At 75.2% G+C, this 14,235-nt stretch carries 7 protein-coding genes; 2 read left to right on the top strand and 5 right to left on the bottom strand.

What is annotated here, in order from left to right; all coding sequences use genetic code 11:
* The first annotated feature begins 296 nt into the window (after window positions 1-296).
* Window positions 297-539 (top strand): mycoredoxin, encoded by a 243-nt coding sequence (locus Q0994_RS03120; protein ID WP_299528535.1) that lies wholly within the window; start codon window positions 297-299, stop codon window positions 537-539.
* A 100-nt stretch (window positions 540-639) separates the two neighbouring features.
* Here Q0994_RS03120 and nudC read toward each other — a convergent pair whose 3' ends face one another.
* From nudC to Q0994_RS03095, 5 genes are all read right to left on the bottom strand, one after another.
* Complete coding sequence (gene nudC / locus Q0994_RS03115; RefSeq protein ID WP_299528532.1) at window positions 640-1,587, bottom strand: NAD(+) diphosphatase; 948 nt, start codon at window positions 1,585-1,587, stop codon at window positions 640-642.
* Between the two features lie 35 nt (window positions 1,588-1,622).
* Window positions 1,623-3,026 carry a dipeptidase gene (locus Q0994_RS03110; RefSeq protein ID WP_299528529.1) on the bottom strand — a complete coding sequence of 468 codons (1,404 nt, stop codon included), beginning with the start codon at window positions 3,024-3,026 and terminating at the stop codon, window positions 1,623-1,625.
* Between the two features lie 10 nt (window positions 3,027-3,036).
* Entirely contained in the window at window positions 3,037-6,519 is a 3,483-nt protein-coding gene (locus Q0994_RS03105) for an ATP-dependent DNA helicase (RefSeq protein ID WP_299528526.1), read from the bottom strand.
* 130 nt (window positions 6,520-6,649) lie between these two features.
* Window positions 6,650-10,273, bottom strand: coding sequence for an ATP-dependent DNA helicase (locus tag Q0994_RS03100; RefSeq protein ID WP_299528523.1), 3,624 nt, complete (start codon window positions 10,271-10,273; stop codon window positions 6,650-6,652).
* A gap of 357 nt (window positions 10,274-10,630) precedes the next feature.
* Window positions 10,631-11,125, bottom strand: coding sequence for an MGMT family protein (locus Q0994_RS03095; protein ID WP_299528520.1), 495 nt, complete (start codon window positions 11,123-11,125; stop codon window positions 10,631-10,633).
* Between the two features lie 221 nt (window positions 11,126-11,346).
* On the opposite strand from Q0994_RS03095, the gene Q0994_RS03090 reads away from it, so the two are divergent.
* Window positions 11,347-14,196 (top strand): lysylphosphatidylglycerol synthase transmembrane domain-containing protein, encoded by a 2,850-nt coding sequence (locus Q0994_RS03090; protein WP_299528517.1) that lies wholly within the window; start codon window positions 11,347-11,349, stop codon window positions 14,194-14,196.
* Window positions 14,197-14,235 lie beyond the last annotated feature (39 nt).

Below are 14,235 nucleotides of genomic sequence, written 5' to 3'. Positions count from 1 at the left end.
GCCGACCCCGGCCTCTCCCGCGCCCCACGCGGTGCACACCGGCTCCGGCCCACCTCGCCGTCCGCCGTACACCGGCCTCGGCGCACCTCGCCGTCCGCCGTACACCGGCCGCGCCACCGGGCGGAGCCGCCGCGCCACGGGCCGTACGGGGGAATGAGCGGCGTACCCCGAGCGTTTCCCCCTCAGCGACACCCGCTCCGTCGGCACCGTCACCCGGCCCGCGGTTCCCAGGCCCCGGCCGGGACCGGCGGCGGGAGCGGACGCCGACGGACCTACGACGAAGGAGCACCTGCGACATGCCGGGCACCGTGACGATGTACAGCACCACGTGGTGCGGCTACTGCCGCCGCCTCAAGGGCCAGATGGACCGCGAGGGCATCGCGTACACCGAGATCAACATCGAGCAGGACCCGGAGTCGGCGGCCTTCGTCGAGAAGGCGAACGGCGGGAACCAGACGGTCCCGACCGTGCTCTTCGCAGACGGTTCGACGCTGACGAACCCGTCCCTGGCGCAGGTCAAGCAGAAGGTCGGCGTCTGAGCCGAGGCCCGGCACATCGGGTACGACGAAGGGCCCCACTTCCGGGTGGGGCCCTTTTCGTCGTGCGGGGCGCGGCGGGCGGCTGCGCGGGGCGGGCGGGTCAGAAGTTGCCGGGGCGCGGGGGGAGCGGCTGGCCGTACCAGAGTTCGACCAGGCGGGCCGCGATGGAGATGCCGAACGGCGGCAGGACCTCGCCCGACTCGAAGGCGGCCGTCAGCTCCTCGCGGGAGAACCAGCGGGCCTCCTCGATCTCCTCGCCGTCGACCTCGATCGCGGAGTCGACGGCGCGGGCCATGAAGCCGAGCATCAGGCTGGAGGGGAAGGGCCAGGGCTGGCTGGCGACGTACTCGACCTCGCCGACCGTGATCCCGACCTCCTCGAAGACCTCGCGCGCCACCGACTGCTCGATGGACTCGCCCGGCTCCACGAACCCGGCGAGGGTCGAGAAGCGGCCCTCGGGCCAGTGCACCTGGCGGCCCAGCAGCGCCCGGTCCTTCTCGTCGGTGACCAGCATGATCACGGCCGGGTCGGTGCGCGGGTAGTGCTCGGCTCCGCATGCCTGGCAGCGGCGGATGTGGCCGGCCGCGGCGATGACGGTGCGCTCGCCGCAGCGGGAGCAGAAACGGTGCAGCCGCTGCCAGTTCTCCAGCGCCACGGCGTGCGCCATGAGGCCGGCGTCGCGGGCGGAGAGCAGCGTGCCGGCCTCGCGCAGTCCGGCGGGGCGCGCCTGCTGGTCCATGCGGCCGGGGAGCGAGTCCTTCTGCAGCGCGAAGTAGCTGACGCCCTCCTCGTCGGTGCCGAGGAAGTAGCGGTGGGTCTCGGTGACGGGGGCCTCGAAGGCCGGGGTCATCACGATCTCGGTGCCGCCGTCGGCGGTGTCGTCGACGAGGACCTGCCCGCCGGAGACCACGAAGACGCGGGTGGTCGGGTGGCTCCAGGCCACGGCGAGCCACGCCTCGTCCATGCGGTGGTGCGCGGCGCGGTCGATGCCGCTGGGCGCGGTGAGGCCGATCGGACGCTCGGTGATGCTGCTGCTGAAGGTGCTCACAAGTGCTTCCTACTCCCCCGGGATCGATCGGGCGTTCAGAGGGTGGGGCGGAGTACGGCGGCCAGTTCGCCCCACAGGTGGGCGGTCGTCTCGACGCCTTTGGCCAGGAGGTCGAGCTCGACCTTCTCGTCGGGGGCGTGCCAGCCGTCGGAGGGTACGGAGATGCCGAGGAAGAGGACCGGCGCGCCGAGCACGTCCTGGAGGTCGGCGGCGGGGCCGGACCCTCCCTCGCGGGTGAAGAGGATCTCGCGGTCGAAGGCGCGGCCCATCGCGCGGGCCACGGCCCGCAGGGCGGGGTGGTCGAGCGGGGTCAGGCACGGCCGGGTGGCGGGCAGGAAGGTGATGCGCCGCCGGAGCCCGGCCGGGACGCGGTCCTCGGCCCACTCCCGGACGATCTTCTCGATGCGGTCCGGGTCCTGACCGGCGACCAGACGGAAGCTGATCTTCGCCATGGCCGAGGACGGAATGACCGTCTTGCTGCCCTCGCCCTGGTAGCCGCCGCCGATGCCGTTGACCTCGGCGGTGGGGCGGGCCCAGACGCGTTCCAGAGTGGTGTAGCCGGCCTCGCCGGAGGCGGCGGCCGACTTGGCGGTGCGCAGCCAGGCCTCCTCGTCGAACGGCAGCGCGGCGAAGAGGGTGCGTTCGGTTTCGGTCAGTTCCGCCACCCCGTCGTAGAAGCCGGGCACGGTGACGCGGCCGTCCTCGTCGTGGAGCGCGGCGACCAGGCGGGCGACGGCGGTGGCCGGGTTGGGGACCGCGCCGCCGAAGGAGCCGGAGTGGATGTCCTGCTCGGGGCCGCGCAGTTCGATCTCGCACTCGGCGAGGCCGCGCATGCCGGTGCAGACGGTCGGGGTGTCCTCGTCCCACATGCCGGTGTCCGAGACGATCACGACGTCCGCGGCGAGGCGGCCGGCCCGTTCCTCGACGAGGGCGCGGAAGTGCGGGGAGCCCGATTCCTCCTCGCCCTCGACGAGGTACTTCAGGTGGACGGCGGGGCTGGTGCGGCCGGTCGCGGCGAGGTGGGCGCGGACGCCGAGTGTGTGGAAGAACACTTGGCCCTTGTCGTCCGCGGCGCCCCTGGCGTACATCCGGCCGTCCCGGACGACCGGTTCGAAGGGGTCCGAATTCCAGCCGTCCTCGCGGGCCGCGGGCTGTACGTCGTGGTGGCCGTAGACCAGCACGGTGGGGGCCTGCGGATCGTCGGAGGGCCACTCGGCGAAGACCGCCGGGGCGCCCGGCGTCTCCCAGACCTCGGCGACCGGAAAGCCGTTGTCGCGGAAGGCCGTTGCGAGCCATGCCGCACTGCGCCGTACGTCGTCCCCGTGCTCCGGCTGGGCGGAGACGGAGGGGATGCGCAGCCACTCGGCGAGGTCGTCGAGGAAGGCCGAGCGGTGCTGCTCGATGTACGTACGGACGGCGCTGTCCGGGGTGTCGCTCATACCTTTGAGCCTAACGGGCCCGTGGAGCGGGCTCGTCCAGCAGCAGGCGCTCCAGCTCCGGCCGGCCGGGCAGCGAGCGGGGGCGGACGGTCTCCCCGGTGCGCACGTAGAGGAAGGTCGCGGTGACCGCGTCGAGCGGCAGGCCGTGCAGCTCGGCCCAGGCGAGGCGGTACACGGCGAGCTGGAGCGGGTCGGCGGCGCGGTGCCTGCTGGTCTTCCAGTCGACGATCTCGTACGTGTCGCCGGTGCGGTAGACCGCGTCGATCCGGCCCCTGACGATCCGGCCGGCCAGGCTGATCTGGAACGGGGTCTCGACGCTGTGGGGGGTGCGGCGGGCGTACTCGGTGCGTTCGAACGCCTCCTTGAGTCCGGCCAGGTCGCGTTCGTCGGCGATGTCCGCGTCGCTCTCGTCGCCGCCGGGGAGCTCGTCGGGGCCGAGCAGGGGCAGCGGCAGTTCCTCCCAGCGGGACTCCACCCAGGCGTGGAAGCGGGTGCCGCGGCGGGCGGCGGCCTGCGGAGGGCGGGGCATGGGCCGGGCCAGTTCGCGGGCGAAGGCGTCGGGGTCCTCGGCGAGACGGAGCAGCTGGGTGGCGGAGAGCGAGGCGGGCACGACGACGTCCCGCACGGTGGCGCGGGCGCGGCGCAGTTCGCCGGTGAGGGCGTCGAGGTCGCGGTCCCAGGAGGCCAGGGTGCGGGCCTCCTCCGGGGTGAGGGCGGGCCCGGCGGGCCGGGTGCGGGCGGCCGGCACGTGGTCGAGGGGGGCGGGGCCCGGGGAGGCGGGTCCGGCCGGTGGCGCGTCCTGCGTGCCGTACGCGTCGGGGCCGTCGGGGTACGGGTCGTCCGGGTACGGGACGTCGTCGTACGGCTCGTCGTCCGGGTACGGCTCCTCCGGGTACGGCTCCTCCGGGTACGGCTCGTCGTACCCGGCGTCGGGTTCGGGGGGCGGGCCGTCGGGGGCGTGGGCGTCCTGGTGGCGGTCGGACTCGGCGAGGGCGGCCAGGTGGGCGAGGACGGTGTCCCGGGCGGCCCGGCGGCGGGCGGTCGCGGTGGGGTCGAGCGGCAGCGGCCAGGCGGTGTCGGCGTCCCTCCCGGCGAGCGCCGGGTTCTCCTCGCCCTCCGCCGGTTCGTCGGCCCAGACCTCGATCTCGCCGTACCCGGCCGCGCAGTGCTCGTACAGCGCGTGCAGGAACTCGGACGGGCCGCGGGTCTTCTTCTGGGACGGGCCCCACCAGTGGCCGGAGCCGAGCAGCAGGCTGCGGGGGCGGGTGAAGGTGACGTAGCCGAGGCGCAGTTCCTCGGTGTGCTGGTGCTCCTTCATCTCCTCCTTGAACGTCTTCAGTCCGCGGGCGTCGAAGGAGGGGACGGCCGGCAGGGTCTCGGCGTCGCCGCGCAGGGCGTGCGGGAGCACCTGCGGCTGCGCGGTCCAGGAGTCGCGGGAGCGGCTGCTCGGGAACTGGCCGGCGACCAGTCCGGGCACGGCGACGACGTCCCACTCCAGGCCCTTGGACTTGTGGGCGGTGAGCACCTTGACGGTGTTCTCGCCGCCGGGCAGGGCGTTGTCGAGCCCCTTCTCGTACTGGGCGGCGGTGCGCAGGAAGCCGAGGAAGGCGAGCAGGGTGGCCTCGCCGTCGAGGGAGGCGAAGCCGGCCGCGACGTCCAGGAAGTTGGCCAGCGTCTCGCGGCGACGGGCGGCCAGTGCCTGCGGGGAGGCGGAGAGCTCGACTTCGAGGCCGGTGGCGGTGAGCACCCGGTGCAGGACGTCCATGAGGGGGTCGGCGAGCGAGCGGCGCAGTTCGCGCAGTTCGGTGGCGAGCCGGGCGAAGCGGACGCGGGCCTCCGGGGAGAACGGCAGTCCGTCGTCCGGGGCGCCGCCGTGGTCGAGGAAGGTGTCCAGGGCGTCGGCGAGCGAGATCACCTCGGCGGGGTCGGTGCCTTCGACGGCCTCGGCGAGCCGCACGTCCGGGTCCGGCGCGGCGTCGCCGGGGGCGTGCTGGACCAGGAGGCGGGCGCGGCGGCCGAGCAGCGCCAGGTCGCGAGGACCGATGCGCCAGCGGGGGCCGGTCAGCAGCCGGACGAGGGAGGCGTTGGCGCCGGGGTCCTGGAGGACCTCGCAGACCGCGACGAGGTCGGCGACCTCGGGCAGGTGCAGCAGTCCGGCGAGGCCGACCACCTCGACCGGGACGTCACGGGCGACGAGGGCCGCCTGGATCAGGGGGAAGTCCGACGCGGTGCGGCAGAGCACGGCGATCTCGCCGGGGTGTGTACCGGTGCGCACCAGGTGGGCGAGCGAGTCGGCCAGCCAGTCGATCTCCGCCTCGTGGGTCGGCAGCAGGGCGCAGCGGACGAGGCCGTCGCGCTCGGCGCCCGGGGCCGGGCGCAGCGCTTCGACGCCCTCGTGGCGGGCGCGCAGCGGTTCGGCGAGGCCGTTGGCGAGATGCAGGAGGCGGCCACCGCTGCGGCGGTTCTCGCTGAGGCTGTGGCGGGCGGCGGGGGTGCCGTCGGCGTGCGGGAAGTGGAGCGGGAAGTCGTCGAGGTTGGCGACGGACGCGCCGCGCCATCCGTAGATCGCCTGGCAGGGGTCGCCGACGGCGGTGACCGCGTGGCCGGTGGGGCCCGCGGGGCCGTGGCCGAAGAGGGCGGAGAGCAGCAGTCGCTGGGCGACGGAGGTGTCCTGGTACTCGTCGAGCAGCACGACCCGGAACTCGTCGCGGAGGATCTCGCCGACCTCCGGCCGGGTGAGGGCGAGCTCGGCGGAGCGGGCGATCTGGTCACCGAAGTCGAGGAGGTCGCGGTCTGCCTTGGCCCGGCGGTAGCGGGTGGTGAGGGAGAGCAGTTCGCGGCGGCCCTCGGCGGCCTCGGGGATCTTCCGCAGTTCGGCGTTGCCGAGCTTGACGGAGGCGAGCGTGGTCAGCAGGCCGGTGTCGTACGCGGCGAGCCGCTCGGGCTCGACGAGGTGCTCGGAGAGTTCGGCGTCGAGTGCCAGCAGGTCGCTGACCAGGGTGGAGAAGGATCTGGTCAGGGCGGGGTAGGGGCCGGGGGCCTCGCGCAGGGTGCGGGCGGCGAGCTGGTAGCGGGTGGCGTCGGCGAGCAGCCGGGTGGTGGGCTCCAGTCCGATGCGCAGCCCGTGGTCGGTCAGCAGCCTGCCGGCGAACGCGTGGTAGGTGGAGATGGCGGGCTCGCCCGGCGGATCGTCCGGGTCGATGACGTCGGGGTCGGTGACGCCCGCGGCGACCAGGGCCTTGCGGACGCGTTCGGACAGTTCGCCGGCCGCCTTGTTGGTGAAGGTGAGGCCGAGCACCTGCTCGGGTGCGACCTGTCCGGTGCCGACCAGCCACACCACGCGGGCCGCCATGACGGTCGTCTTGCCGGACCCGGCCCCGGCCACGACGACCTGCGGGGCGGGCGGCGCGACGATGCAGGCCGTCTGCTCCGGGGTGAAGGGGATGCCCAGCAGCTCCTTGAGCTGCTCGGGGTCGGTCAGGCGCGGGGACACCTGAGAAACGGTAACCGGACCGACCGACAAACCGGTCCGGCCGCCCGCCGCGCCGGGCGGGGGCGTCCCCCCACGTGGCGTACGCGACCGGGGGCGCGCGGCCCGCCGGGGTGCGCCCGCGTGTCCCGGCTCACTCGACGATCTGCGCGCCCTCCGGCTGGGCGCTGCACGAGGCGCGGAAGGCGCAGTGGGCGCAGTGGGAGCCGGTGCTGGGGGTGAAGCGCTCGTCGAGCACCCGGCCCGCGGCGGTGGCGAGCAGATCGGAGACCCACTCCCCCGACAGCGCCTGCTGGGCCTGCACCTTCGGCAGGGCGTCGCCGCCCTCCTTCACCGGGGCGGGCTGCCGGAGCTGGACGAGTTCCGCGCCGCCGGGTTCGGGGCGCTGTCCGTCGAAGACCTCGTCGACCGCGCCTTCCCGGACCGCGAGCTGGTAGACGGCGAGCTGCGGGTGGGTGGCGACCTCGTCCTTGGTGGGCGCCGCCTTGCCGGTCTTGAAGTCGACGACGTACGCGCGGCCCTGCGCGTCGCGCTCGACCCGGTCCATGGAGCCGCGGACGCGGACCTCGAAGGGCCCCGCGCCGAGCGTCACGTCGAAGTCGTGCTCGCTGGCGGCCGGGGTGCGGCCACCGCGGTCGGTGACGTGCCAGCGCAGGAACCGCTCCAGGGCGGCGCGGGCGTGGCTCTTCTCCTGGTCGGACTTCCACGGCGCGTCGAAGACGAGGCCGTCCCAGACCGAGTCGAGGCGTGCCATGAGCACGTCGAGATCGGCCGGGGTGCGCCCGGAGGCGACCTCGTCGGCGAGTACGTGCACGACGTTGCCGAACCCCTGGGCGGCGGTGGCGGGGGCGTCGGCCTTCACCTCGCGGCCGAGGAACCACTGCAGGGCGCAGGTGTTGGCGAGCTGGTCGAGCGCGCTGCCGGAGAGGACGACCGGCCGGTCGCGGTCGCGCAGCGGCACCTCGGAGCGGGTCGGCTCGTCCAGTCCCCACCAGCGGTGCGGGTGGGCGGCCGGGACGAGGGGGCGGTCCTCGTCGTCGGTGAGCGCGGCGAGCCGGGCGAGCCGGCGGGCGGCGGCGTCGCGCAGCGCGTCGGAGGCCGCCGGGTCGACGGTGGTGGCCCGCAGTTCGGCGACGAGGGCGGCCACCGCCAGCGGGCGGCGCGGCCGGCCGGTGACGTCGCGGGGCTCGACGCCCAGCTCGGTGAGGAACCGCGAGGGCTGGTCCCCGTCGTCGGCGGGGGCCTTGACGGCGGTGACCACGAGGCGGTCGCGGGCCCGGGTGGCGGCGACGTAGAACAGCCGGCGCTCCTCGGCGAGGAGGGCGCCGGGCGTGAGGGGCTCGGCGAGTCCGTCGCGGCCGATGCGGTCCGCTTCGAGGAGCGAGCCGCGGCGGCGCAGGTCGGGCCAGAGCCCTTCCTGCACCCCGGAGACGACCACCAGCCGCCATTCCAGTCCCTTGGACCGGTGCGCCGTCATCAGGCGTACGGCGTCGGGGCGCGCGACCCGGCGGGAGAGGGTGTCGGCGGCGATGTCCTGGGCGTCGATCTCCTCCAGGAAGTTGAGCGCCCCGCGCCCGCCGGTGCGTTCCTCGGCGCGGGCTGCGGTGTCGAAGAGCGCGCAGACGGCGTCGAGGTCCCGGTCGGCGTTGCGTCCGGTGGTGCCGCCGCGCAGCGCGGAGCGTTCCAGCCGGGTGGGCCAGGGGGTGCCGCTCCACAGGGTCCAGAGCGCCTCCTCGGCGGTGCCGCCCGCGGCGAGCTGGTCGCGGGCGGTGGCCAGCAGGGCGCCGAGCCGCTGGGCGCCCCGGGCGTAGGAGGGGTCGTGGGTGGCGAGGCGTTCGGGTTCGGCGAGGGCGCGGGCGAGCAGGTCGCCGGAGGGCGGCGGCACCCGGTTGCCCGCGGCGCGTTCGTCGTCGCGCAGCGCGCGGCCGAGGCGGCGCAGGTCGGCGGCGTCCATGGCGCCCAGCGGCGAGGTGAGCAGGGTCAGCGCGGTCTCGGCGTCGAACCGGAAGGACGACGCCGCGCCGGCGCGGTCAGCCCCGCCGACAGCTTCCGTCGCGTCAGTACCGTCGGCCCTACCAGCACCGCCCGTCCCGCGAGTCCCGTCCGTCCCGCGAGCCCCGTCCGTCCCGTCCGCCGGAGCGTCCTCGTCGGCGGACGCGCGGGAGCCGCCGCCGCCGGCCGGGCGGTCCGGGACGGCCTCGGCGATCGTGCGCAGGGCGGTCAGCAGCGGGGCCACCGCCGGTTCGTGGCGCAGCGGGAGGTCGTCGCCGTCGATCTCCAGCGGGACGCCGGCCGCCGTCAGGGCCCGGCGCACGGCGGGCAGCGAGCGGCCGCCGGCGCGTACCAGCACCGCCATCTCCTGCCACGGCACCCCGTCCTCCAGGTGGGCGCGGCGCAGCAGGTCGGCGATGTTGTCCAGTTCGGTGGAGGCGGTCGGGTAGGTGTACACCTCGACCTTGCCGCCCTTGCGCACCGGCACGGGGTCGCGGTGGGCGCGGACCCGGTCCGCGGGCAGCCGGGTGAGCGGCATCCGGCGGGTGAGCAGCCGGGTCGCGGCGAGGAGGTCGGCGCCGGAGCGCCGGGAGGTGGTGAGCACTCCGACCGGCGCGGGCGTGCCGTCGGCGCGCGGGAAGGTCTCGGGGAACTCCAGGATGCCGTTCACGTCGGCGCCCCGGAACGTGTAGATCGACTGGTCGGGGTCGCCGAACGCCACCAGCGTCCGCCCGCCGCCCGCGTCCCCGCCCGGCCGCCCCGTGCCCGTACCCGTCGCCGTGTCCGTACCCGTCGCGGTGTCCGTACCCGTGGCGGTGACGGTGCCCGTGGCCGTGCCCGCGTCCGGACCGGTGGCTTCACGACCGCCGGGGCCCGTGCGGCGGGGGCGGAGCCGGGGCGGGTGGTTGCCCGCCAGGGCGCGCAACAGCCGCACCTGGGCGGGGTCGGTGTCCTGGTACTCGTCGACGTAGACGGCGTCGTACCGTCCGGCGAGGTCCGCCGCGACCTCCGGGCGCTCCGCCAGCAGCACCGCGCGGTGCACCAGCTCGGCGTAGTCGAGGACGCCCTGCGCGTCGAGCACGTCGAGGTACTCGGCGAGGAACTGGGCGGCGGCGCCCCAGTCGGGGCGGCCGGTGCGCCGGGCGAAAGCGGCCAGCGCGTCCGCGCCGAGGCCCAGTTCGCGGCTGCGGGCGAGCACCGCGCGGACCTCGTCGGCGAAACCGCGCGTGGTGAGGCAGGCCCGCAGCTCGTCCGGCCAGCGGACGTGTGCCAGGCCCTCCTTCTCCAGGTCGAGCTGGCCGGCCAGCAGGTCGCGGACCGTCACGTCCTGCTCGGGGCCGGAGAGCAGCCGCAGCGGGTCGGCGAACAGGTCGGCGTCCTGGTGGGCGCGGACCAGGGCGTAGCAGTACGAGTGGAAGGTGGTGGCCTGCGGGCCGCTGGCCGCGCCGAGCCGGACCGCCATCCGGTCCCGCAGTTCCACGGCCGCCTTGCGGCTGAAGGTGAGAACCAGGACGCGGGCGGGGTCGGTGCCCGCAGCGACCCGTGCGGCGACCGCCTCGACGAGGGTCGTGGTCTTGCCCGTGCCGGGACCGGCGAGCACCAGCAGGGGGCCGCCGGGGTGCTCAACCACCGCGCGCTGGGCCGCGTCCAGGACAGGGGGGCCGACGGAACCGGGCGGGGTCCGCACCAGCCGGTACGCGCCCGGAGCGGCCCGCCGCCGTGTCTCACGGGGCGGGCTGTGCCGGGTGGTCGGGGAGAAGCTCACGTGGTTCGCCGGTCCTGGGGTCGTACGGGGCGCTGGTGCGGGGCGCCCGGCGCCGGGGGTGCCGGGCGTCGGACGGTGGGCTCGGGCGGTCGGGTCGGACGTCGGGTCGGACGAGGTGATGACGGACGGAGTGTGACGGTGGGACAGCGTGCGAGGGCTCCGCGCCCGGACGGTCGCCGGGGCGGCCGGCGCGGGCCGCGTCGTGACGACGCTACGCCGAACGGGGCGCGGACGGCGGCGGTCGGGGCGCGTTCCGCGTCACGTGCCCGCCCGCCCCGGGGGCGTACGCGCCCGTGGGGATCGTGCCGGATCCGGGCGTGGCACCGGACGCCGGGCGCAGCCCGATGGCCGAAGCTGTCAGATGTGAGGTTCCTCGCTCCCGCCCGGTCCGGCCCCGCCCGAGCCGCCGCCGTCGCCCGGACGCGTCCCGTCCCGTCCGTCCCATCGGGCGCGGCGCATGTCGAGGCGCGGCAGGTGTCCGTCCGCGGCGGCCGGGGCCTCGCGCAGCGGGGTGCCCTCCTCGCGGTAGTGGCCCAGCGCGCGCTGTTCGTGGCCGGGCAGCAGCTTCCCGTCGGACCGCACCACCCGCCACCACGGCACCGCGGAGCCGTAGAGGGCCATGGCCCGGCCGACCTGGCGGGGGCCGCCGTCGCCGAGCCACTCCGCGACGTCGCCGTAGGTCATCACCCGGCCGGGCGGGATCAGCTCGGCGACGTCCAGCACCCGCTCCGCGTAATGGGGCAGTTCGGCGAGGGCCGGTGGCCGGTCCGCGCCGCCGGACGCACCGCTCGCGCGGACACGGTCCGCCCCGCCCGGGGGCGTGCGGTGCTGACTCGTCCGGTGCTGGCTCATCCCTCCCATCTTGCCGTACGCCTCCGACAGTGCGGGGGCGTACGGCCGAGGGCCGGAATCCGGCGTGCGCGCCGGGGCAAAGGGGCTAATGTTCCGCGTCGCGGGCCGGGCGGATGCACCCTGATGCCCCCGTACCCGTACGGGCCGTGCCACCATCGTGCGGACGGTGAGCGGTGACACCGGAACACGAAGACCGACCGGATGACACGAAGGAGCAGGGCGTGCAGCCATCGAAGGCGGCGGGCTCTGCTGCCGGATCGCAGCCGGAAGGACCGCGTCCGCAGACGTCGCGGCAGGAGCCGGACGGGACGTCCGGCGACCGCCCGGACGGTGCGTCCGGGCCGGAGGCCGGGGGCGCCGCGCCTCCCGTGCCGCCCGCCTCCGGCGTCGTACCGGATGTTCCGCCGCCGGCGGACGTCACCGCCGGCGGTTCCGGCTCGACCCTCGTGGGCTCCGCGGCCGACGAAGGGCTGACCGACCGCGTCTCCGGCGACGAGCCGCTGCTCGCGGCCCGGGTGCACCGTCCCTCCGACCTGTTGCGGCTGCTGGTGGGCGTGCTCGCGATCGCGCTGCTGCTCGCCGTCGCGGCGTTCGCGCAGGGCACCACGACGGGCCTCGAGGACGACATCTCCAAGGGCACCCAGCAGGCCCCCGATCTGCTGATCAAGATCGCCGGGCTGGTGTCGAGCATCGCGGTGCTCCTGGTGCCGGTGGCGTTCGCGATCGAACGGCTGGTCAAACGTGACGGGCTGCGGATCGCGGACGGGGTGCTGGCCGCGGTCCTCGCGCACGGCGTGACGCTCGCCACCGACCTCTGGGTCTCGCGTTCCGCGCCCGGCACGATCCAGGACGCCCTGACCCAGCCGCAGCCCGGCGCCGCCCTGACCGATCCGGTGCACGGCTACCTCGCGCCGGTGATCGCGTACATGACGGCGGTCGGCATGGCCCGGCGGCCGCGCTGGCGGGTGGTGCTGTGGGTGGTGCTGCTGCTGGACGCGTTCGCGATGCTGGTGGGCGGCTACACCACCCCGTTCTCGATCGGCCTCACCGTGCTGATCGGCTGGACCGTCGCGTACGGCACGCTCTACACGGTCGGCTCGCCCAACGTCCGGCCGACCGGCCAGCACCTGATGGCCGGACTGCGGCACGTCGGGTTCCGTCCGGTCGCCGCGATGCGCACCGAGGACGCCCCGGAGAACCCGGACCAGAACGACCGGGGCCGCCGCTACCTGGTGACGCTGGAGAACGGGCCGCCGCTGGACGTGACGGTGGTCGACCGGGAACAGCAGGCACAGGGGTTCTTCTACCGCCTGTGGCGCAGGATCACCCTGCGCAGCCTCACCCAGCGGCGCTCCATCCAGTCGCTGCGCCAGGCGCTGGAGCAGGAGGCGCTGCTCGCGTACGCCGCCATCGCCGCCGGGGCCAACGCACCGAAGCTGATCGCCACCTCCGAGCTGGGCCCGGACGCGGTGATGCTCGTCTACGAGCACATCGGCGGGCGCCAGCTCGACGCACTGGCGGACGAAGAGATCACCGACGCGCTGGTGCGTTCGGCGTGGCAGCAGGTGAAGGCGCTCCAGTCGCGGCGGATCGCGCACCGCAGGCTGACCGGCGACGCGCTGCTGGTGGATCGTTCCGGCAGGGCCTTCGTCACGGATCTGCGCGGCGGCGAGATCGCGGCCGGCGACCTGATCCTGCGGATGGACGTGGCGCAGCTGCTGACCACGCTGGGGCTCCGGGTCGGGGCCGAGCGGTCGGTGTCCGGGGCGCTGGAGGTGCTCGGACCGGACGCGGTGGCGAACTGCCTGCCGCTGCTCCAGCCGATCGCGCTGAGCCGTTCGACCCGCGCCACGCTGCGCCGGATCGCGCGGGAGCGGGCCCAGCGGGAGCGGGAAGCGGTGCTGGAGGCGTCCGGCGCCGCCAAGCGCGCCAAGGCCGAGGAGGCCGCGGAGAGCGGTGCGGAGGCGACGGGCCGCAAGGCCGGGCGAAAGTCGCAGCGGACCGAGAAGCAGGCCGAGAAGCGGGCGCTGGACGAGGCGCTGGACGAGGCGCGCGAGGAGGACCTGCTGGCGCAGATCCGCCGCCAGGTGCTGCTGATCCGCCCGCAGGCACCGGTCGAACCGGTCCGCCTGGAGCGCATCAAGCCGCGCACGCTGTTCAGCTTCATCGCGGGTGCGATCGCCGCCTACTTCCTCATCTCGCAGGTCACCCAGGCCGACTTCGGCACCGTCGTCGAGCAGGCTGAGTGGGGCTGGGTGGCGGCCGCCCTCGGCTTCTCCGCGCTGAGCTACGTCGCGGCGGCGATGAGCCTGCTGGGCTTCGTGCCGGAGCGGGTGGCGTTCGGCCGCACGGTGCTGGCGCAGGTGGCGGGGTCGTTCGTGAAGATCGTCGCGCCGGCGGCGGTCGGCGGGGTGGCCCTGAACACCCGCTTCCTCCAGCGCGCGGGCGTGCGTCCGGGGCTGGCGGTGGCCAGCGTCGGCGCGTCGCAGCTCTTCGGCCTCGGCTGTCACATCCTGCTGCTGGGGCTGTTCGGCTATCTGACGGGCACGGAGAAGACGCCGGACTCGCTGACCCCGTCCCGCACGGTGATCGCCGGGCTCCTGACGGTCGCGGTGCTGGTGCTGGTGGTCACCGCCATCCCGTTCCTGCGCAAGTTCGTGGTGACCCGCGTGCGGTCCCTGTTCGCCGGGGTCGTGCCGCGCATGCTGGACGTGGTGCAGCGGCCGCAGAAGCTGCTCACCGGCATCGGCGGGATGCTGCTGCTGACGGGCCTGTTCGTGCTCTGTCTGGACGCCTCGATCCGCGCGTTCAGCGGGCCCGACGTGCCGCAGCTCAGCTACGCGAGCATCGCGGTGGTCTTCCTCGCGGGCAACGCACTCGGGTCCGCGGCGCCGACGCCGGGCGGCATGGGCGCGGTCGAGGGCGCGCTGACGCTGGGGCTCATCGCGGTCGGCCTGCCCAAGGAGGTGGCCGCCCCCGCGGTGCTGCTGTACCGCCTGATGACGCTGTGGCTGCCGGTGCTGCCGGGGTGGCTGTGCTTCAACCAGCTGACCCGTAAGGGCGAGCTGTAGGGGACGTCTCGGGGGCGCGTGCCGGGGCCGGGCCGAGGA

The organism is uncultured Streptomyces sp. (assembly GCF_947488945.1).
In the GTDB taxonomy this organism is placed as follows: domain Bacteria; phylum Actinomycetota; class Actinomycetes; order Streptomycetales; family Streptomycetaceae; genus Streptomyces.
The sequence above is the reverse complement of the archived record's forward strand: the minus strand, read 5'-3'. Positions and strand labels throughout refer to the sequence as shown.